Genomic DNA, 18,328 nt, shown 5'->3' on the forward strand with positions numbered 1-18,328 from the left:
GCAAGTCAAAGGAAGCGGCATGAATGACCTCTGGAAAGACTTGGACTTTTGCAGCTTGTCCGAGTCTCATGATTTGGAGTGCAAAGCAGCACAAGGGCGTGATGGACGTGGGGAGTTGCCAGAAGATTTTTGGAAAAGTTACTCTGCCATGGCGAATACGGAGGGCGGACTTATTTTCTTAGGCGTACAAGAAAAGCCAACCCGAGTATTCAAGTTATTGGGTTTGACAGATATTGACAAGGTGCGCAAGGCCCTTTGGGACAACTTGAACAACCGAAAACACATCAGTGCAAACCTGTTGACTGAAGCGAATATCGAACCAATTCAGATAGAGGGAAAAACCTTGCTACGCATCGAGGTTCCACGCGCTGACCGTCATTACAAGCCTGTTCATCTGGGCACCAATCCATTTGCAGGCACTTATCTGCGCCGATACGAAGGAGATTACGCTGCTGATGATGAAGCAGTGCGTCGCATGCTTGCTGAGCGTATTGAGGATTCCCGTGATGAACGCGTTCTTCAGAACTTTGATTTTCAAGACCTTGACATGGATACGGTTGCGGCGTATCGAAATCGGTTTGCCGCAGTCAAACCAGGGCACGTATGGAGTGACCTGCCTCTGCTTGAGTTTTTGGAACGAATTGGTGCCTATGGAAAAGATCGTGACAATAGCCGCACAGGTTTGCGTCTTGCCGGTTTGTTGATGTTTGGTCGGGCTGAGGTCATCTGTGACGCTTTGCCGCATTACATGGTCGATTATCAAGAGCGGCCCGAAGCCAAAGTGGAAAAACGTTGGATTGATCGATTGGTGCCTGATGGCAGTTGGTCGGGCAATGTATATGATTTTTTCCGTAAGGTGTATCAGAAGCTAACCGCAGACTTGAAAGTGCCTTTTCAATTGCAAGAAGGGCAGCGAATTGATGACACCCCTGTTCATGAAGCGTTGCGGGAGGCTTTGGTCAATACGCTGATTCACGCTGATTTTTCAGGGCGTGTCTCGGTGTTGGTAGTCAAGCGTCCAGATATGTTTGGATTTCGTAATCCGGGCTTGATGCGAATTCCACCTTCTTTAGCTGTCGTCGGTGGTAATAGCGATTGTCGCAACCGACGTTTGCAAAAATTGTTCCAATTGGTGGGCTATGGCGACCATGCCGGCTCAGGGTTGCCAAAAATTTACAGTAATTGGGCTGGGCAGCTTTGGCGGCGTCCTGTACTTTATGAGCAGCATGAGCCTGAAAATACGTTGATGGAACTACGCATGAGTAGTCTTGTTCCTGAGAGGGTTCTCGAAGAACTCCAATCAAGATTGGGTTCGCGTTTCACATCTTTGTCAGAATTGGCGCGGATAGCCTTGATAACAGCAAGCGTAGAAGGTGCACTCAACCACTCTCGATTGCGCGAAATTTCATCTGACCACCCGGCAGACATCACCAAAATGCTTGCCAATTTGGTGCGTGAAGGACTTTTTAAAGCACGTGGCGCAGGGCGAGGCATGGCGTACTTTCTGCCTTGGCAAGTACCTACGATTGCCCCATTGTTCAGATCTGAGGAAGGGCTTGATGCCACACAGTTGGGGGGCTTAACACCCGAGTTCGAGCGGTTAACACCCGAGCTAAGCGCACTAACACCCGAGCTAAGTTCTTTAACTTCGGAGCAGGCCACGAACAGTGATGGCTTTTTTCCTGTTCGTGTGGTGTTTGCTGATTTAGAACAAATACCTACCGATGAGCTGATCAGGCTTAGGGCTATTGCGGCACCCGTAGCACAACGTGCAAGAGTGTCACCTGAAATAGTTAAGCAAACAGTTTTGGAACTTTGTTCAGGTAGATACCTCGGAATGAGAGCGATTGCACAGCTGTTGGGACGACAGACGGATGGACGTGATTTACGAAAAAGAATTCTCAACCCTTTGGTTGTGAATCAATACTTAATATGGGCTTATTCAAATCAAAATGATCCGCGTCAAGCATACACAACGAATAACGATCTTTTTAAAAAGCCCCACTCTGATGAGTTGATGGAACATAAAACGGAACACTTTACGAAGGGAGATTAATTTTGGCCAGCCATGAATAAAAGACAAATGTCTCGATATCTTGCAATTTACAGTGCCAATTCACCAGTCAATATCCTTGCCGCAGTCGTCTATAGGTTCGGTCATGCCGTCTTTGATCGATTCGCGCATGTCAGGTATTGATGAGAAACACTGTGTTTCTTGAAGGGCTTGTAAATCACCCGATGACGGCTGTATATCAAAGCTACCGTCATAGATGTCGGTGGTTGACGCCGTCGCCTTGAACTTTGCAAGTTCTGCTTTTGTTGCAACAGACTTAAGCGCTCCACCCTCAAATGTTGAAAGCAATGCTGTTTCGTATGCATCGGTTTTAGGCATCTCGCGCACCTTTGTTTAAATAGTCGCGCGTTGCGTCTGGGGTTTTTCTATCGACCAAGGAATTGCCGAATATCGGTAGAGGTTGCATACCCGCCATTTGCTCATCCGTCAGCAAGGGCGCATCCGGGTCGGAGATGGCGGCTGCTCGAATGGTTTCATTCTCCTCATTAGTCGGAAGTTTCACCCACCGGCCAGATTTGGTTTTAAGCATGTTTGACATGGCGTTTTTCATCAGTCACTCGTTGGAACCAAGCTTGAAAGGAATGAAAAACTATTTTTAGTTTTTTTCATAAGTGCTGCAAGCGTGTTTTCACCCATGAGGCAAACACCGCAGGCCCGGCCTTAGCCGACGTTGCGCAAGCGTGGAGGCGAGGCCGGGCCTGCGGTGTTTGCCTCACCTGAAGCGCTTCACCCGATGCACCTCACCCGACACCACTTACCCCAAGCACCAAACCCAGTTCGCCTCAACCCACGCGCCACATTGCAAAAGCTAACTGCACCAAAGACAACCCAACATAGGCCAATCAGGTAGACTGATTACTCAATCCTTACATACAGGTGACCCCATGAAACTGCTCGACTCGATCGCCACCGAAGCCGCCAGCATTGTTGCCCTGCGACGCGACATACACGCCCACCCGGAACTGTGCTTTCAGGAAAACCGCACCTCCGACTTGGTGGCCACACAGCTCAGCAGCTGGGGCATTGAAGTGCACCGCGGCATGGGCACCACCGGCGTGGTCGGCGTCATCAAAAACGGCAGCAGTCAACGCAGCATTGGCCTTCGCGCCGACATGGACGCACTGCCCGTGCAAGAGGCCAACACCTTTGCCCACGCCAGCCAACACCCCGGCAAGATGCACGCGTGCGGCCACGATGGGCACACCGCTATGTTGCTGGCGGCAGCCCGGCATTTGTCGCAACACAAAAATTTCGACGGCACCGTGGTGTTGATTTTTCAACCCGCCGAAGAAGGCGGCGGCGGCGCGCGTGAAATGATCAAAGACGGTTTGTTCGAGCAGTTCCCCGTGGATGCGGTCTTTGGGCTGCACAACTGGCCCGGTATGAAGGTTGGGCAAGCGGCGGTCAGTGCCGGACCAGTGATGGCGTCGAGCAACGAATTCAAAATCACCATCCAAGGCAAAGGCTGCCATGCCGCGTTGCCGCACAACGGCATAGACCCCGTGCCTATCGCATGTGAAATGGTGCAGGCCTTCCAGACCATCGTGTCACGCAACATCAAGCCAGTGGACGCCGGCGTCATCTCAGTGACCATGATCCACGCCGGTGAAGCCACCAACGTCGTGCCTAACACTTGCGAATTGCAAGGCACGGTGCGCACTTTCACGGTGGAGTTGCTCGACATGATCGAGCGGCGCATGCGCACCATCGCCGAGCATGTCAGCGCTGCGCACGAGGCTAGTTGCACATTTGAATTTGTACGTAACTACCCGCCTACCATCAACCACGCCAACGAGGCCGACTTCACACGCAGTGTGTTGGCCGACATCATTGGCGCTGACAATGTGCTGGCGCAAGAACCGACCATGGGCGCAGAAGATTTCTCTTATATGTTGTTGGCCAAGCCAGGTACCTATTTCTTTTTAGCCAATGGTGAAGGTCAGCACCGAGAGATGGGTCATGGCGGCGGCCCATGCACCTTGCACAACCCAAGCTATGACTTCAATGATGATCTCATTCCGCTGGGCGGCACTATTTGGGTCCATATGGTAGAGAAATTTCTCGCCAAGACTTGACGTCCAGCAGGTTTTCACGCCCCCACACACTGCATAACCCAGCCGTCTCTCGCTGGGTCAGGGCGAATGCTCACTCTGGTTGATAGACCGCTATCAGTGCTTGCAACTGCCCCTTTGGCCGTTCTTTCAAATAAGGCAACAGCAAGCCCAGCACTTGTTGCGCACCACTCAACGCGCTGTGGTTTGCGTTGCCATCTTCCATGGCGTGACGCGGATTTTGCACATACGCATAACTCAACCACCAAGTCAATACAACCACCATATGGGTCGAGCAGTAGGCGCGTTCGGTGCTGGTTTGCACCAGCAGACCATATGCGTGCAAGCCTGAAAGCATATCGTCAAACGCTTTTTGCTTGAGTTGCAAAATACCTTTTACCGCGCCCTCCAGGTGCCGGTTCTTGCTGAGCAAATCGTTCAAATCGCGGTATAAAAAACGGTGCCGCCAAATCAATTCAAACAAGCTGTGCATCAAAAACCAAGCATGTTCTATGTCCTGCACTTCAGTGGCGGCGGGCAGTAATTGGTGTATTTCTTGTTGGTAGTCGTCAAACAAAGCGTTGACGAGCAATTCTTTGGCCGGGAAATGGTAGAACAAATTACCTGGGCTGATGCCCATGTCTGAAGCGATCAAGGTAGTGGCCACGTTAGGTTCGCCGTAGCGGTTGAACAAATCCAGTGCGGTGGCGAGGATGCGCTCAGCGGTACGGCGTGGCGGTTTTTTCACCGACTCATCCCTTGCCGCCGGATTTCAGTGCTTTCAATTCCGCTTCCAGCGCCTCCACCCTGGCCTGTAAATCTGCCATGTCTTGCCCAGTGGGCAGCCCCATGTGTTTCAATGCTGTGGCTACCCGTTCTTCAAAAATACCTTCCAGCCTATCGAACTGCCCGCTGGCACGTTGACCCATGTCGCTGGCCATGGCGCTGGCCTTTGCCGCGGCCTCGGCCATTTTGGCCTGGGCTTGCAATGTGGTTTCTTGTAATTGACTGCCGTCTTTGACCAGGGCTTCAAAGACTTTGCTGCCTTCTTCTTGGGCTTTGGCAAAAGCGCCCAGCCCAGCTTGCCAAATTTGCTGGGCAGAGTTTTTCATGTGTTCGCTCATTTGTTGCGGATCAAATTCCGGGGGCTTGCTCGCCATGTCTGTGCTCCTGTGAAAGAATATCATTGCAATTTAACCGCATTACAATCATTTGTCATTTTTGAATATATTTTTTTAGCCACCGGTTATGCATTGGTACGCCATCCACTCTAAACCCAGACAGGAAGAACGCGCTCTGGAAAATTTACAAAGACAGGGTTTTGAAGCCTGGTTACCGCTGATGGAAGTGGAAAAAGTGCTGCGCTCTAAACTGATGCGTGTGATCGAACCCATGTTCAGTCGCTATTTGTTTATTCGCTTGGATACCGAGCAAACCAATTGGTCACCCATACGCTCGACCTTGGGTGTGAGCAAGTTGGTCAGCTTTGGCAACCGGCCAGCGGTTGTCTCCGATGATTTGATTGTGGCATTGAAAAATCTGCCTAAGCAAGAAACGCAACGATTGATTCAGCCTGGCCAACAAGTGAAAATTGTCTCCGGACCTTTGCGTGGCTTGGAAGGTATCTACCAGCAAAGCGATGGAGAAATGCGCGCCATGGTTTTGATTGAATTACTGAATAAACAACACCGTATCGTGACTGACATGCAAGACTTAAGACCCGCCACCATTTGACCATGGCCAATACTCTCCAACATATCGCCATCATCATGGACGGCAATGGGCGATGGGCCAAAAAAAGGTTGCTACCCCGCACTGTCGGCCATGTCAGGGGAGCGGCCAATGTCCGCCAGATGGTGAAAACTTTTGCTGACTTGAACCTCAAGTACCTCACTTTGTTTGCGTTCAGTTCAGAAAACTGGCGCCGCCCAGCGGAAGAGGTCAGTGCATTGATGGGTTTGTTCTTGCAATACTTGGAGACCGAAGTCGCTGAAATGAAAGCTGCCGGTATCCGTTTGAGGGTCATTGGCGACCGCAGTGCTTTTGCCCCGCTGTTGCAATCACGCATCGATCAAGCCGAGCGGGAAACCACGCACAACACACGCTTACACCTGACGATTGCTGCAAATTACGGCGGGCAGTGGGATGTGTTGAATGCCATGCGCGCATGGCAAAACGCACATCCGACTCAAAATTTACAAGACATGGATGCTTCTGCTCTATCCTCTTTCCTGAGCACAGCCGATTTACCTGATCCTGAATTGATGATCAGAACCGGCGGCGAGTCACGCATCAGCAATTTTTTGTTGTGGCAAACCGCTTACACCGAGTTGTTTTTCACTGAAACCCATTGGCCTGATTTCGATGCTGCGGCGTTGAAAAAGGCGATTTCTTGGTACGAACACAGGGTCAGGCGCTTTGGCCGTACGGATGATCAAGTGTCAGCGGGTCAAACTGGCGACAACCACGACACTCTGAATCCCGCCCTGCCGTTGGAGTCCCGCTTCAATATCAGCTAATATTCGCCCTGCAGGCTTAGTCATTAGTTTCGGGTGTCTGCAGCGCTCAACCGACGGTTCACCCGCTGTCAATTTCACAATTAGCTTTCAAAGCAACAGGTAACTTTAAATGAAGAACGAGACACGTCCCACACACAACCGCAAAGATTCCACACCCATGCGAACCGGTCGATGCATTGCATTGATTGACAGCAACTACATGTCTTGGCTGCTGCGTCAATCGACTGATGCAGCCGCAGAACCGGAAACCTATAACCGGCTCGCACTGATACCTTCACTGGGTCACGCGCTCAAAGGCGCAGGGCTCAGCGTGGACATTCAACGCGTGTATTGGTACACAGACAATCCCGACACCCAGTTTCCCCAAGATCAGATCGTGCGCCAATTGGATGCAGCAGGCGGCGAACCTGGCGACGTGGTTTTCCAGTCCATGTCGGCAGACATTGGCCGTTTGGCTCAGCACCATGCGTGTGACCATTTATTGATTGCCAGCGATGATGACCGTTTGACTGCGGTGATCGATGACGCGCAGTTGCATGGCCTGAATGTGTACTTGCTGGCCGATGAGTCTGCCCGTCACATGGACCAACTGGTCACGGAAGACCCCGCTTGGTGTGGGCTGCTGGCGCAGGCGGACCGTCGTGTGCTCCTTTTGCCGCAAGCCGCGCGTGAACTTACCGCCACCCCGCGCGTGCCGTCAGCGCCTGCCGCACCCCAAGACCCCGAAGTGGTTCGTACCAAATTGTTGGAAGTAGTCACCCAGTGGTGGGACGATGAGCCCGAAGATTTGCGTGAGGATTTGCGCGATGAGTTGCGCGGCAGCCATGGCATACCGCAGGAAGTCGATCGCCATATGTTGCTTCGTGTCAGGCGTGCACTGGATCGACCCTTAAGTTTTCCGGAGAAAAAAATACTCCGCGAAATGGTGCGCTCCACCGTCTTGGGCATCACCGAAGAGAGCTTGCCCGTATGACCCTATTGGTGACCGGCGGCGCCGGTTTCATCGGTAGCAATTTTGTTCATACCTGGTTGTCAGGTGGCGACGAGCCCATTGTTAACCTTGACAGACTCACTTACGCAGGTAATTTGGGAAATTTACAGACGCTGGCAAACGACCAGCGCCATGTGTTTGTGCAAGGTGACATAGCCGATAAGGTGTTGGTTGGCGAATTGCTGAGGCAGCATCAACCCCGTGCTGTGTTGCATTTCGCTGCGGAATCGCATGTCGATCGCTCCATCCATGGGCCGCTTGATTTCATTCACACCAATGTGGTGGGAACTTGTCAGTTGCTTGAAGCGGTTCGCGAATACTGGAAGGGTTTAAGCCCAGAGTTACAGCAAAGTTTCCGTTTTTTGCATGTCAGTACCGATGAGGTATTTGGCAGCCTAGAAGCCGGCGCTCCCGCCTTCAAAGAAACCCATGTTTACCAGCCCAACAGTCCTTACGCCGCCAGCAAAGCTGCGTCTGACCACTTGGTGCGAGCTTGGCACCATACCTATGGCATACCGGTGTTGACCACCCATTGCAGCAATAACTACGGACCCTACCATTTCCCCGAAAAACTCATTCCCTTGGTATTGCACCATGCGTTAGCTGGTAAACCGTTGCCTATTTACGGGGACGGTATGCAAATCCGTGACTGGCTGTTTGTGCAAGACCATTGCCGTGCCATTGCCCGCGTGTTGCAGGCTGGCAAACCCGGTGAAACCTACAACATTGGCGGCTGGAATGAAAAACCGAATATTGAGGTGGTGCGCACCTTGTGCCAGTTGCTTGATGAATTGCAACCACGTGCGGACGGTCACAGTTATGCCGAGCAGATCACCTTTGTCAAAGACCGCGCGGGGCACGACAGGCGTTACGCTATCGACGCGAGCAAAATTCACCTCGAGCTTGGCTGGCGGCCGCAGGAAACCTTTGAAACAGGTTTGCGCCAAACTGTGCAGTGGTATTTGGACCATCCGGATTGGGTAGCGAATGTGACCAGCGGCCAATACCGCCAATGGGTAGACCTTCACTATGGCGGGTGACCGCGTCTTATTGCTGGGTGCCGCAGGGCAATTGGGCCATGAATTGGCGGCACGGTTTCAGCATCCGCATTATGAGTTGACTGCTTTGACCCGACGCGAGTTGGATTTGAGCGAACTGGATGCTCTCAAACGGGTGGTCGATCAACTCAAACCGCATTGGATCATCAATGCGGCTGCTTACACCGCGGTGGATAAAGCCGAGCAAGAACCGCAACTCGCCCACACGTTGAACGCTGAGTTGCCCGGCATGCTGGCCACATTGGCACGCGCGCAAGGAGCCGCTTTGGTGCACTACTCCAGTGATTACGTGTTCAATGGTTTGGCCACGCGTCCCTATCTGGAAACCGATGCCACCGACCCACAGTCGGTGTATGGCCGCAGCAAACGCGACGGCGATCTGGCTGTTCATGCGTCAGGTGCACGCCATTTGATTTTTCGCAGCTCTTGGGTGGTCGGTGCGCACGGACACAACTTTTTAAAGACCATGCTGCGCTTGGCGATGGAGCGTGATAGCTTGCGGGTGGTGGCTGATCAAAAGGGGGTTCCCACCGCAGCGGCTTGGTTGGCAGACATCACGCTGGCAGCCATGCGCTTGTCTGACGAACAAGGCTTGATGGGATTGTTTCATGCCACTCCAACCGGACAAACCCACTGGCAAGCTTATGCGCAATATGTGCTTGAGCAAGCGTTGCAGCTAGGCTGGAGGTTGAAAGCTACCCCGCAGAAGGTGGAACCCATCACGACCGCCCAATACCCGTTACCGGCTGTCCGCCCTGCTTATGGCTTGCTTGACAGCAGTTTGCTGGCTCAAACATTAAAACTGCCGTGGCCCAATTGGCAAACCGGGGTGGATAAAGTGATGCGGCAATTAGCCGAAATCCGAGAAGATGGAATACCCAGTGAGTGACGCATGATCCAAACTTGTGACCAACGGAATCCGATATGACAACAATGCAAAGAAAAGGTATCTTGCTGGCGGGTGGCTCTGGCACCCGTTTATATCCCTTGACGCTGGCCGTCAGCAAACAATTGATGCCGGTGTATGACAAACCCTTGGTGTATTACCCACTCAGTACATTGATGCTGGCTGGCATCCGAGATGTGCTGATTATTTCAACCCCGCACGACACCCCGCGTTACGCTGATTTGCTCGGTGACGGCGCACAATGGGGCTTGAATATTCAGTATGCGGTGCAGCCAAAACCCGAAGGCTTGGCGCAGGCTTTTTTAATTGGACGGGCATTTGTCAACAACCAGCCCAGCGCTTTGGTACTGGGGGACAATATTTTTTACGGCCATGATCTGGTCAAGCAGTTGATTCACGCCAATGAACGCGAGGAAGGCGCCACGGTATTTGCTTACCATGTGGCCGATCCCGAACGCTATGGCGTGGTCAGTTTTGACGATCAACACCGCGCAATTCATATTGAAGAAAAACCCAAGCAACCAAAATCTAATTACGCCGTGACAGGTTTGTATTTTTATGACCGCCAAGTTGGTGATATTGCTGCGGATATCAAACCCTCGGCCCGTGGAGAATTAGAAATCACGGACGTCAATCGCCGTTATTTAGAACAAAAACAATTGAATGTAGAAACCATGGGGCGCGGCTATGCTTGGTTGGATGCTGGAACGCATGATGGTTTGATGGAAGCTGCCACATTCATCGCTACGATACAAAAGCGTCAAGGCTTGATGGTGGCTTGCCCCGAGGAAATTGCTTTTTCACAGGGTTGGATCAGTGCCGACCAGTTGGAAAAACTGGCGCAACCTTATAAATCAACTTTTTATGGTCAATATTTATTAAATTTATTGGTTTATTAATATGCCCTATACCGTTAAATCCACTGATTTAGAAGAAGTATTGCTTTTACAGCCTCGTGTTTTTGCCGATCCGCGCGGTTTTTTCTTTGAAAGTTTTAATCAGCGTGAATTTAATTCAGCAACCGGATTAAATGTTTTATTTGTTCAAGATAACCACAGTAAATCGCGACACGGTGTTTTGCGCGGCCTGCATTTTCAAAAACAACACCCGCAAGGTAAATTAATCAGGGTACCGCAAGGGCGTATTTTTGATGTGGCGGTGGATATCCGGCCAGCTTCAAAACAATACGGAAAATGGACCGGCCATATGCTGGACAGTGAAAACCACCAGCAATTATGGATTCCCCCAGGCTTTGCCCATGGTTTTGTGGTGATCAGTGAAACTGCTGAAGTGATTTATAAAACCACAGATTATTGGGTCGCCAGCGATGAAGACGCGATTATTTGGAACGATCCTGATATTGCGATTGACTGGCCGTTGTCTGATATTCAAGGCGAACCGCTGCTGTCCGTCAAGGACGCAGCGGCCAGGTTATTTATTCAGCCTTGATTTCTGCGCTGGCCAATTGACCAGCGTTTTGTAAAGCCTGAACCCAGGCAGGTGTACGACCGCGTCCGGTCCAAGTCAAAGCGGGATTGGCAGGGTCACGGTACTTGGGTGCAACCTTGCGGCCAGCCGTGGCACGTTTGGCTTTGGGCGTCTTAGTGGCGGTGGATTTGGCCGATTTGGCTTTACTTTTGCCGCCTAAGGCTGCAGAAATTTGTTCAGCAGTTAATCCGGCTGAATGCGCAAGTTGTACGATTTGTGCCAGCACTTTATCGTGCGTGCGTGACATCAGACGCTGTTCTTCTTTTTCAAGTTTAATTCTGGCGGCACGGATTTTTTCTAATTGGCTCGATGGACTAAGTCTTGACATAATAATTTCCTTATAAACAATATTCAATCATATATTATCTCGCATATTGAATTATTTGAATAAATTATTTTAAGTTTTATTAAAGTTTATATTGTCAAAAAAATAAATCAGCAAATATTATTTGCTTTTTTCAATCAGCAGATAAAGACGCCAACACCCTGTAAGGCTTGGTGCACAATGGCAACATTTGTCGAATTCAACGCATGAACCACTCTGACTCTGATCAACAGGCCTTTGGTGAACAGGCACAAATTCTGGCCAAGGCACTGCCTTATATACGCCAGTTTCATGGCAAAACCATAGTCATTAAATATGGCGGTAACGCCATGACTGATCCTGCATTGCAAGCGGATTTCGCCGCCGATGTGGTGCTGCTCAAACTCGTGGGCATGAATCCGGTGGTGGTGCACGGCGGCGGACCGCAAATTGAAAATGCATTGCACCGTTTAGGCAAAAAAGGTGAATTCATTCAAGGCATGCGCGTGACTGATGCCGAAACCATGGAGGTGGTCGAATGGGTGTTGGCCGGGGAAGTTCAGCAAGACATTGTGGGCTTGATCAACCAAGCGGGCGGTAAGGCTGTTGGACTCACTGGCCGCGACGGCGGCATGATACGGGCGCAAAAATTAAAAATGGTGGATAACCAAGATCCTCATATTGAGCATGATGTCGGACAGGTGGGCGACATCACCTTTATAGACCCATCTGTTGTCAAGGCATTGCAGGAAGACGCCTTTATTCCCGTCATCAGTCCGATTGGTTTTGGCGCACACAATGAAAGTTACAACATCAATGCCGATGTGGTGGCCTCTAAATTGGCCACCGTGCTCAAGGCGGAAAAACTGGTGTTGTTGACCAACACGGCCGGGGTGCTGGACAAAGCGGGTCAGCTGTTGACCAACCTGAGTGCGCGACAGATCGATGGCTTATTTGCAGATGGCACTATCAGTGGCGGTATGCTGCCTAAGATCAGTGGCGCACTCGACGCGGCCAAAAGCGGCGTCAACGCCGTGCACATCATTGACGGGCGTATATCGCACGTACTGTTGTTGGAAATTTTGACTGACCAGGCTTTTGGCACCATGATTCGTTCGCACTGATTTCCAGAGGAGACTGTCCTATGGCTGATGAGCAAAACCCAGCTAGCACTGCCAATCAAGAGGTACGCAAGCGACCCAAGCCGGGAGAGCGACGCATTCAAATTTTGCAAGCGCTGGCGGCCATGCTGGAAAAACCCGGCGCCGAGCGCGTTACCACGGCAGCGTTGGCGGCCACCCTTGGGGTGAGTGAAGCCGCGCTTTACCGCCATTTCGCCAGCAAAGCGCAAATGTTTGAAGGCTTGATTGAATTCATAGAAACCAGCGTGTTCAGCTTGCTTAATCAAATTGCCGATGGCCCGCATGAAGCGCGTGACAAGGTGCGTCGTATGTTGACGGTGTTATTGCAATTTGCCGATCGCAATCCCGGTATGGCGCGCGTCATGGTCGGAGATGCGTTGGTATTTGAAAACGACAGATTGCATCAGCGCATGAATTTGTTTTTTGACAAGATCGAAGTCAGCTTGCGACAGGTGTTGCGAGAAAGCGCAGCCACTTCTGCGACACCGACGGTTGATGCCCAAGTACAAGCATCTGTGGCGGTGTCTTTTGTGATCGGACGATTACACCGGTTTGCACGCTCAGGCTATAAACGCTCCCCCACAGAGCATCTGGATGCCAGCTTGAATGCGATGCTGTGATCAAAAAATCTTGCTCATCTATGGTGAATGGTGTTCAAGCAAGTTGATAATCACCTGTTTTCAGCGTTGAATTTCAAGGACACGATTTCATGAACCAATTAGACATGCAAGGCCGCCACGCGGTGGTTACCGGCGGGGCCAGTGGACTGGGCTTGGCCATCGTGCAACGCTTGTTGCACTCTGGCGCGCGCGTGACTGTTTGGGACTATGACCAAAAAGGCATGGATAAAGCCGTGGCCGATTTGCGTCAACAGTGGCCGTCTTCGTCGATTGAATCGGTGCAAGTCAATCTGACCCAACATGCACAAGTGGTGGACGCAGTCAAAAAAACACTGGCGCTGGCCGATGTGGATGCACTGGTCAACAGCGCAGGTATCAGCGGCCCTAACTTAAAGAGTTGGGACTACCCGCTGGACGATTGGCACAAGGTGTTTGACATCAACGTCAACGGCTTGTACTACTGCTGTCGCGAACTGGTGCCACACATGAAAGCGCGTAACAAAGGCCGTATCGTCAATATTGCATCGGTGGCGGGCAAGGACGGCAACCCTAACGCCAGCGCCTACAGCGCCAGCAAAGCCGCTGTGATTGCATTGACGAAATCCATAGGCAAAGAATTGGCTGACACAGCGATTTGCGTCAACTGTGTCACACCGGCGGCAGTCAAAACACCAATCTTTGATCAACTCACGCCCGAGCATATACAGTTCATGCTGAGCAAAATCCCCATGGGACGTTTTGGTACACCCGATGAAATCGCCGCCATGGTGGCTTGGTTGTGCACCGATGATTGTTCTTTTTCCACTGGCGCGACTTTCGATTTGTCCGGCGGCCGATCCACTTATTGATTTTTTTCAGGAGCACACATGAAACTTGTACGTTACGGCGCAGTTGGCCGCGAGAAACCCGGTCTGATTGACGCCGACGGTAAATTGCGCGATTTGTCTGGTGTCATCAAAGACATCACCCCAGAGCATTTGAGCGACAAAGAGTTGTCCAAAATCGCTCGACTCAAAACGGCCAATTTGCCATTGGTGCGCGGCAAGCCACGCATGGGTTGTCCCATCAGTCACGTTGGTAAATTCATTGCCATCGGTCTGAATTACGCTGACCATGCCGCTGAATCTAATTTGCCTGTGCCCAAGGAACCCGTGGTGTTCATGAAGGCCAACAGCTGTATCCAAGGACCCAACGATGACGTCATGCTGCCCAAAGGCTCGGTCAAATCAGACTGGGAAGTTGAACTCGGCGTGGTCATTGGCACACGTGCCAGTTATGTGTCGCAAGCGCGTGCATTGGACTATGTGGCTGGCTATTGCACCATCAACGATGTGTCCGAACGCGAATACCAACTCGAGCGCGGCATGACCTGGGACAAGGGCAAGGGCTGTGACACCTTTGGCCCTATCGGTCCATGGCTGGTCACTCGTGACGAAGTGCCGAAACCACAGCGTTTGAGTATGTGGTTGGACGTCAACGGCGTGCGCATGCAAACGGGCAACACCAAGACCATGGTGTTCAATGTCGCCAAGTTGGTCAGCTATGTCAGCGAATTCATGACACTGATGCCTGGTGACGTGATCACCACTGGCACACCTCCCGGTGTCGGCATGGGCATGAAGAAAAACGGCAAGCCAGCACCCGTGTTTTTGAAAGCCGGTGACACCATGTCACTGGGTATCGAAGGTTTGGGCGAACAGCACCAGCACGTGGTGGCATACAAAAAGCATTGACATCACTGCACGAAAAAAAAGCGGCCTGCGGGCCGCTTTTTTTCAGCCTGTGTTTTTCAAACTGTGATGGTCTGAATACCGGGCAGTGTGGACATACTGAATGTTTCTGGATCGAACGCCATGTCGCCATCCTCTTGTGGCAAGCCAGTGGCTTTCATGCCTTTGAAGTCAAACAATTGGGCGTCGAGCAAATGCGATGGCACAGTGTGTTGCAAGGCATTGAACATATTGTCTAAACGTCCCGGGTACTTCTTTTCCCATTCACGCAGCATGTCGCCGACCTGCTGGCGCTGCAAGCCGTCTTGGCTGCCGCACAGTGTGCACGGAATGATGGGGAATTCGCGGTGCGCTGCCCAGCGCACCAAATCGCGCTCGGCGACAAATGCCAACGGGCGGATGACGATGTGACGGCCTGTGTCGCTCATCAATTTGGGCGGCATGCTTTTGAGTCGTCCACCGAAAAACATGTTCAAAAACAGCGTTTGCAAAATATCGTCGCGGTGATGACCTAAAGCAATTTTGGTCGCGCCAATTTCATCGGCTACACGGTACAAAATGCCTCTGCGCAAACGGCTGCACAGGCTGCACATGGTTTTGCCCGGCGCGATTTTGTCCTTGACGATAGAGTAGGTGTCTTGGTTTTCAATGCGAAACGGCACGCCAATTTTCGTCAGGTACTCGGGCAGCACATGCGCTGGAAAACCGGGTTGCTTCTGATCAAGGTTGACCGCGATGATTTCAAAATCAATCGGCGCGCGCATTTGCATCTTCAGCAGAATGTCGAGCATGCTGTAGCTGTCCTTGCCGCCAGACACACACACCATGACCTTGTCGCCTTCTTCGATCATGTTGAACTGCACAATCGCTTCACCCACCTGACGGCACAGCCGTTTTTCCAGTTTCTGGGTTTCGCGCTCTATAGTTGTCGTTACCATTGGCCTGCCTCCATGCGGATTGCCACTTCACAATCATCAAAAATTTCTAACTTAGCGATTTTCACCCGTACGCCGATCACGCCGGGTAATTGCATCAAACGGTGCGACAGCTTGCCAATCAAAGTCTCGAGTAAATTGATGTGCTCGGCCGTGCACTCATTGATGATGATTTGCCTGAACTTGCGGTAGTCCAGCACATGGCTGATGTCGTCATCGCTGGGCAGCAGGTCTTGCGGACCGAGGTTGAGTTCGGCGTCCACTTGTATCGGTTGCGGGGCGTTGATCTCGTGCGGCAATATCCCTAGGTTGGCTTTGAAGCGCAAACCTGAGAGAGACAGTGTGCGGTGGCCGTGTTGCGGTGTATTCATGTCACATCAGCGAAAAATCGCGCTCGAAAGGCATCAGGTGTTGGCCGCCATCGACCAGCAGTGTCGTGCCGGTGATCGAAGAGTTACGCAGCGCAAACAACACGGTTGCCACCACATCGTCAACGCTTGAAGAACGACCCAGTGGCGAGAGTTTATGTAATGCCTCAAATGTTTGCTCGTCCAGCATATGGCTGGTCAAGGTCAGACCGGGCGCCACGCCTACCACGCGCAAAACCGGCGCCAATGCTTTGGCCAGCAAAGTGTTGGCGGTTTCGAGCGCGGCTTTGCTGAGCGTGTAGCTGAAAAAATCGGGGTTCAGATTCCACAGTTTCTGGTCCAAAAGATTGACTACCACGCCGTTGGTTTGACGCGCCGACACATGTGCATGGAGTTGCTGTGCCAATACGATGGCAGCAGCGGTGTTGGTCAGCATATGTGTTTGCAAGCAAGCGTAACTGAAGTTGTGGGCACTGTCGTTTTCAAACAGGGCTGCGCTGTTGATCACTGCGTCGACATGCCCCATGGCTTGAACCACGTGAGGCAATAAAGCTCTGGTTTGCGCTTCATCCGATAAATCAGCAGTGAAGCATTGGGCGCCGGCGCACAGCTCTGCGCATGCCTTGACGGTGTCTTGCGCTTGGGTAGCTGAATCCCGGTAATGCACGGCTACCCGCCAGCCTGCGGCAGCCAAGCCCAAGGCCATGGCGCGGCCCAAGCGCTTGCCTGCGCCAGTGACGAGCACGGTAGGGACAGTGCGTGCAGTTTCAACAGAGGTCATGGTGGACAATGCAAAGCATGAATGAACAGCCACCGAGTTTAGCGACTGACCTGCATCGACTTTTACAAGCACGTTTAAAGGCTGAATCGGGTTGGTTGCCCTTTGACCGTTTCATGGCATTGGCCTTGTATGCACCGGGTGCCGGTTATTACAGTGCACGCCAGCGGCCTATCGGCCGCATGCCTTCGGGGGGCAGCGATTTCGTCACCGCACCGGTTTTGTCTGCTTACTTTGGACAAACCTTGGCCACTAGCGTACACCAAGCACTGCAGCACACGGGCACCAGCGAAGTGATGGAGTTTGGTGCCGGTGACGGCAGTTTGGCCTTGCAGTTGCTAGACAGTCTGGGAGACAGTGTCCAAAGTTATGCGATTGTCGAAGTGTCGGCCCATTTGCGCGAGCAGCAGAAAAAAACATTGAATCTCTTGTTGCACAAAGTGCAATGGCTGGACACTTTGCCTGAGCAGATCAACGCTGTGGTGATCGGCAACGAGGTGCTGGACGCTATGCCGGTGAAATTGCTGCATCGACTAGACACGGTTTGGCATGAGCGTGGCGTCGTTTGGGACCCAGTGACCGCGAAGTACAACTGGCTGGACAGACCCACGGACCTGAGGCCACCTTGTGAGATTGAAGGCTCGCATGATTACCTGTGTGAAATCCATCCGCAGGCCGAAGCCTTTATGCACAGTTTGTGCGAACGCTTGAAAAGCGGTGCGGCGTTTTTCATTGACTACGGGTTTCCTGAGCATGAGTATTACCATGTACAAAGACACATGGGCACCTTGATGTGTCACCATGCACATCGCAGCGACGCGGACCCGTTGAGTGACATCGGTCGCAAAGATATCACCGCGCATGTGAATTTCACCGCCATGGCATTGAGCGCACAGGACGCGGGCCTGCACTGTCTGGGCTATACCAGTCAGGGACATTTCTTGATCAACAGTGGTTTGCTTGCCTTGCTCGAGAATGTCTCTGTGCCCGAGCGACAGCAAGTGCAACTATTGATCCAAGACCATGAGATGGGCGAACTCTTCAAAGTGCTGGCCATCGGCCCCGGGGAAGCTTGGGAGCCAATGGGTTTTGTGCAAGGCGACAGGTCAAACCGCTTATAGGCTGAACATGATTCGTTGGGTACTGGTAGTTTTTGTCGTGTTGCTGTTGATTCAAAGCGTCACGCCTTGGTTGGCCAAGTTGGGTTTTGGCCGTTTGCCAGGTGATTTGCGTTTCAAAATTTTCGGCCGTGAGTTCTTTATTCCCATCACCACCACGCTTATTTTGAGTATGGTGTGTGCATTGATTGCCCGCGTCTTATGACATGGTTAACATGTTGAATGTCTTATCTGTTGGTTCCACT

Annotated in this window: 23 protein-coding genes; 15 read left to right on the plus strand and 8 right to left on the minus strand. The window is 51.8% G+C overall.

The window, feature by feature from the left end; translation table 11 throughout:
• Positions 1-19: 19 nt before the first annotated feature.
• Positions 20-2,056, plus strand: a complete 2,037-nt coding sequence (locus AC9UG7_RS10380) for an RNA/DNA-binding domain-containing protein (RefSeq protein WP_509587381.1) — start codon at positions 20-22, stop codon at positions 2,054-2,056.
• 60 nt (positions 2,057-2,116) lie between these two features.
• Here the strand turns inward: AC9UG7_RS10380 and AC9UG7_RS10385 are convergent, their stop codons facing one another.
• Both AC9UG7_RS10385 and AC9UG7_RS10390 read right to left on the minus strand, forming a co-directional pair.
• Positions 2,117-2,392, minus strand: a complete 276-nt coding sequence (locus AC9UG7_RS10385; protein WP_509587383.1) for a hypothetical protein — start codon at positions 2,390-2,392, stop codon at positions 2,117-2,119.
• A complete protein-coding gene (locus tag AC9UG7_RS10390) occupies positions 2,385-2,612 on the minus strand; it encodes a hypothetical protein (RefSeq protein WP_509587385.1) in 228 nt (75 codons plus the stop codon). Before AC9UG7_RS10390 ends, AC9UG7_RS10385 begins: the two co-directional genes overlap by 8 nt.
• A gap of 346 nt (positions 2,613-2,958) precedes the next feature.
• Here AC9UG7_RS10390 and AC9UG7_RS10395 point away from each other — a divergent pair, with 346 nt between their 5' ends.
• Positions 2,959-4,149, plus strand: a complete 1,191-nt coding sequence (locus AC9UG7_RS10395; RefSeq protein ID WP_509587387.1) for a M20 aminoacylase family protein — start codon at positions 2,959-2,961, stop codon at positions 4,147-4,149.
• A gap of 70 nt (positions 4,150-4,219) precedes the next feature.
• Here the strand turns inward: AC9UG7_RS10395 and AC9UG7_RS10400 are convergent, their stop codons facing one another.
• Both AC9UG7_RS10400 and AC9UG7_RS10405 read right to left on the minus strand, forming a co-directional pair.
• Positions 4,220-4,873, minus strand: coding sequence for a TetR/AcrR family transcriptional regulator (locus AC9UG7_RS10400; RefSeq protein WP_509587389.1), 654 nt, complete (start codon positions 4,871-4,873; stop codon positions 4,220-4,222).
• Positions 4,874-4,877: 4 nt separating this feature from the next.
• Positions 4,878-5,285: a phasin family protein gene (locus tag AC9UG7_RS10405; protein WP_509587391.1), complete on the minus strand. Its 408-nt coding sequence runs from the start codon at positions 5,283-5,285 to the stop codon at positions 4,878-4,880.
• 88 nt (positions 5,286-5,373) lie between these two features.
• Between AC9UG7_RS10405 and rfaH the strand changes: the two genes are divergently transcribed.
• The 7 genes from rfaH (at position 5,374) to rfbC (ending at position 11,049) form a co-directional block, all read left to right on the plus strand.
• The gene (rfaH, locus tag AC9UG7_RS10410; RefSeq protein WP_509587393.1) at positions 5,374-5,859 is read left to right on the plus strand and encodes a transcription/translation regulatory transformer protein RfaH; all 486 of its coding nucleotides are present in this window, start codon (positions 5,374-5,376) and stop codon (positions 5,857-5,859) included.
• Between the two features lie 2 nt (positions 5,860-5,861).
• Positions 5,862-6,644: a polyprenyl diphosphate synthase gene (gene uppS / locus AC9UG7_RS10415; protein WP_509587395.1), complete on the plus strand. Its 783-nt coding sequence runs from the start codon at positions 5,862-5,864 to the stop codon at positions 6,642-6,644.
• A gap of 109 nt (positions 6,645-6,753) precedes the next feature.
• Positions 6,754-7,617: a hypothetical protein gene (locus tag AC9UG7_RS10420; RefSeq protein WP_509587397.1), complete on the plus strand. Its 864-nt coding sequence runs from the start codon at positions 6,754-6,756 to the stop codon at positions 7,615-7,617.
• On the plus strand, positions 7,614-8,675 hold the full coding sequence (rfbB, locus tag AC9UG7_RS10425; RefSeq protein WP_509587399.1) for a dTDP-glucose 4,6-dehydratase: 1,062 nt from the start codon (positions 7,614-7,616) through the stop codon (positions 8,673-8,675). The genes AC9UG7_RS10420 and rfbB overlap by 4 nt, the downstream gene beginning before the upstream one ends.
• Positions 8,665-9,582: a dTDP-4-dehydrorhamnose reductase gene (gene rfbD / locus AC9UG7_RS10430; RefSeq protein WP_509587401.1), complete on the plus strand. Its 918-nt coding sequence runs from the start codon at positions 8,665-8,667 to the stop codon at positions 9,580-9,582. The genes rfbB and rfbD overlap by 11 nt, the downstream gene beginning before the upstream one ends.
• A gap of 44 nt (positions 9,583-9,626) precedes the next feature.
• The gene (gene rfbA / locus AC9UG7_RS10435) at positions 9,627-10,499 is read left to right on the plus strand and encodes a glucose-1-phosphate thymidylyltransferase RfbA (protein WP_509587470.1); all 873 of its coding nucleotides are present in this window, start codon (positions 9,627-9,629) and stop codon (positions 10,497-10,499) included.
• A 1-nt stretch (position 10,500) separates the two neighbouring features.
• A complete protein-coding gene (gene rfbC / locus AC9UG7_RS10440; protein ID WP_509587403.1) occupies positions 10,501-11,049 on the plus strand; it encodes a dTDP-4-dehydrorhamnose 3,5-epimerase in 549 nt (182 codons plus the stop codon).
• On the opposite strand, the gene AC9UG7_RS10445 is transcribed toward rfbC, so the two are convergent.
• Positions 11,036-11,416, minus strand: a complete 381-nt coding sequence (locus AC9UG7_RS10445) for an H-NS histone family protein (protein ID WP_509587405.1) — start codon at positions 11,414-11,416, stop codon at positions 11,036-11,038. The genes rfbC and AC9UG7_RS10445 overlap by 14 nt on opposite strands.
• Before the next feature lie 203 nt (positions 11,417-11,619).
• On the opposite strand from AC9UG7_RS10445, the gene argB reads away from it, so the two are divergent.
• The 4 genes from argB to AC9UG7_RS10465 all read left to right on the plus strand — a co-directional run bounded on the left by argB (position 11,620) and on the right by AC9UG7_RS10465 (position 14,887).
• Entirely contained in the window at positions 11,620-12,516 is an 897-nt protein-coding gene (gene argB, locus AC9UG7_RS10450; protein ID WP_509587407.1) for an acetylglutamate kinase, read from the plus strand.
• Between the two features lie 20 nt (positions 12,517-12,536).
• Entirely contained in the window at positions 12,537-13,154 is a 618-nt protein-coding gene (gene slmA / locus AC9UG7_RS10455) for a nucleoid occlusion factor SlmA (RefSeq protein WP_509587409.1), read from the plus strand.
• An 89-nt stretch (positions 13,155-13,243) separates the two neighbouring features.
• Entirely contained in the window at positions 13,244-14,002 is a 759-nt protein-coding gene (locus AC9UG7_RS10460; protein WP_509587411.1) for an SDR family NAD(P)-dependent oxidoreductase, read from the plus strand.
• Positions 14,003-14,020: 18 nt separating this feature from the next.
• Positions 14,021-14,887, plus strand: coding sequence for a fumarylacetoacetate hydrolase family protein (locus AC9UG7_RS10465; RefSeq protein ID WP_509587413.1), 867 nt, complete (start codon positions 14,021-14,023; stop codon positions 14,885-14,887).
• 56 nt (positions 14,888-14,943) lie between these two features.
• Here the strand turns inward: AC9UG7_RS10465 and ttcA are convergent, their stop codons facing one another.
• Genes ttcA through AC9UG7_RS10480 form a run of 3 tightly spaced genes read right to left on the minus strand, consistent with a single transcriptional unit; the run spans position 14,944 to position 16,968 of the window.
• Complete coding sequence (gene ttcA, locus AC9UG7_RS10470) at positions 14,944-15,822, minus strand: tRNA 2-thiocytidine(32) synthetase TtcA (protein ID WP_509587416.1); 879 nt, start codon at positions 15,820-15,822, stop codon at positions 14,944-14,946.
• Positions 15,816-16,190: a dihydroneopterin aldolase gene (locus tag AC9UG7_RS10475; RefSeq protein ID WP_509587418.1), complete on the minus strand. Its 375-nt coding sequence runs from the start codon at positions 16,188-16,190 to the stop codon at positions 15,816-15,818. The genes ttcA and AC9UG7_RS10475 overlap by 7 nt, the downstream gene beginning before the upstream one ends.
• A 1-nt stretch (position 16,191) precedes the next feature.
• The gene (locus tag AC9UG7_RS10480) at positions 16,192-16,968 is read right to left on the minus strand and encodes an SDR family oxidoreductase (RefSeq protein ID WP_509587420.1); all 777 of its coding nucleotides are present in this window, start codon (positions 16,966-16,968) and stop codon (positions 16,192-16,194) included.
• Positions 16,969-16,976: 8 nt separating this feature from the next.
• Between AC9UG7_RS10480 and AC9UG7_RS10485 the strand changes: the two genes are divergently transcribed.
• A complete protein-coding gene (locus AC9UG7_RS10485; protein ID WP_509587422.1) occupies positions 16,977-18,086 on the plus strand; it encodes a class I SAM-dependent methyltransferase in 1,110 nt (369 codons plus the stop codon).
• 7 nt (positions 18,087-18,093) lie between these two features.
• A complete protein-coding gene (locus AC9UG7_RS10490; RefSeq protein ID WP_509587424.1) occupies positions 18,094-18,288 on the plus strand; it encodes a DUF2905 domain-containing protein in 195 nt (64 codons plus the stop codon).
• The last annotated feature ends 40 nt before the right edge of the window (positions 18,289-18,328 follow it).

The organism is Limnohabitans sp., assembly GCF_046052765.1.
Lineage (GTDB): Bacteria > Pseudomonadota > Gammaproteobacteria > Burkholderiales > Burkholderiaceae_C > Limnohabitans.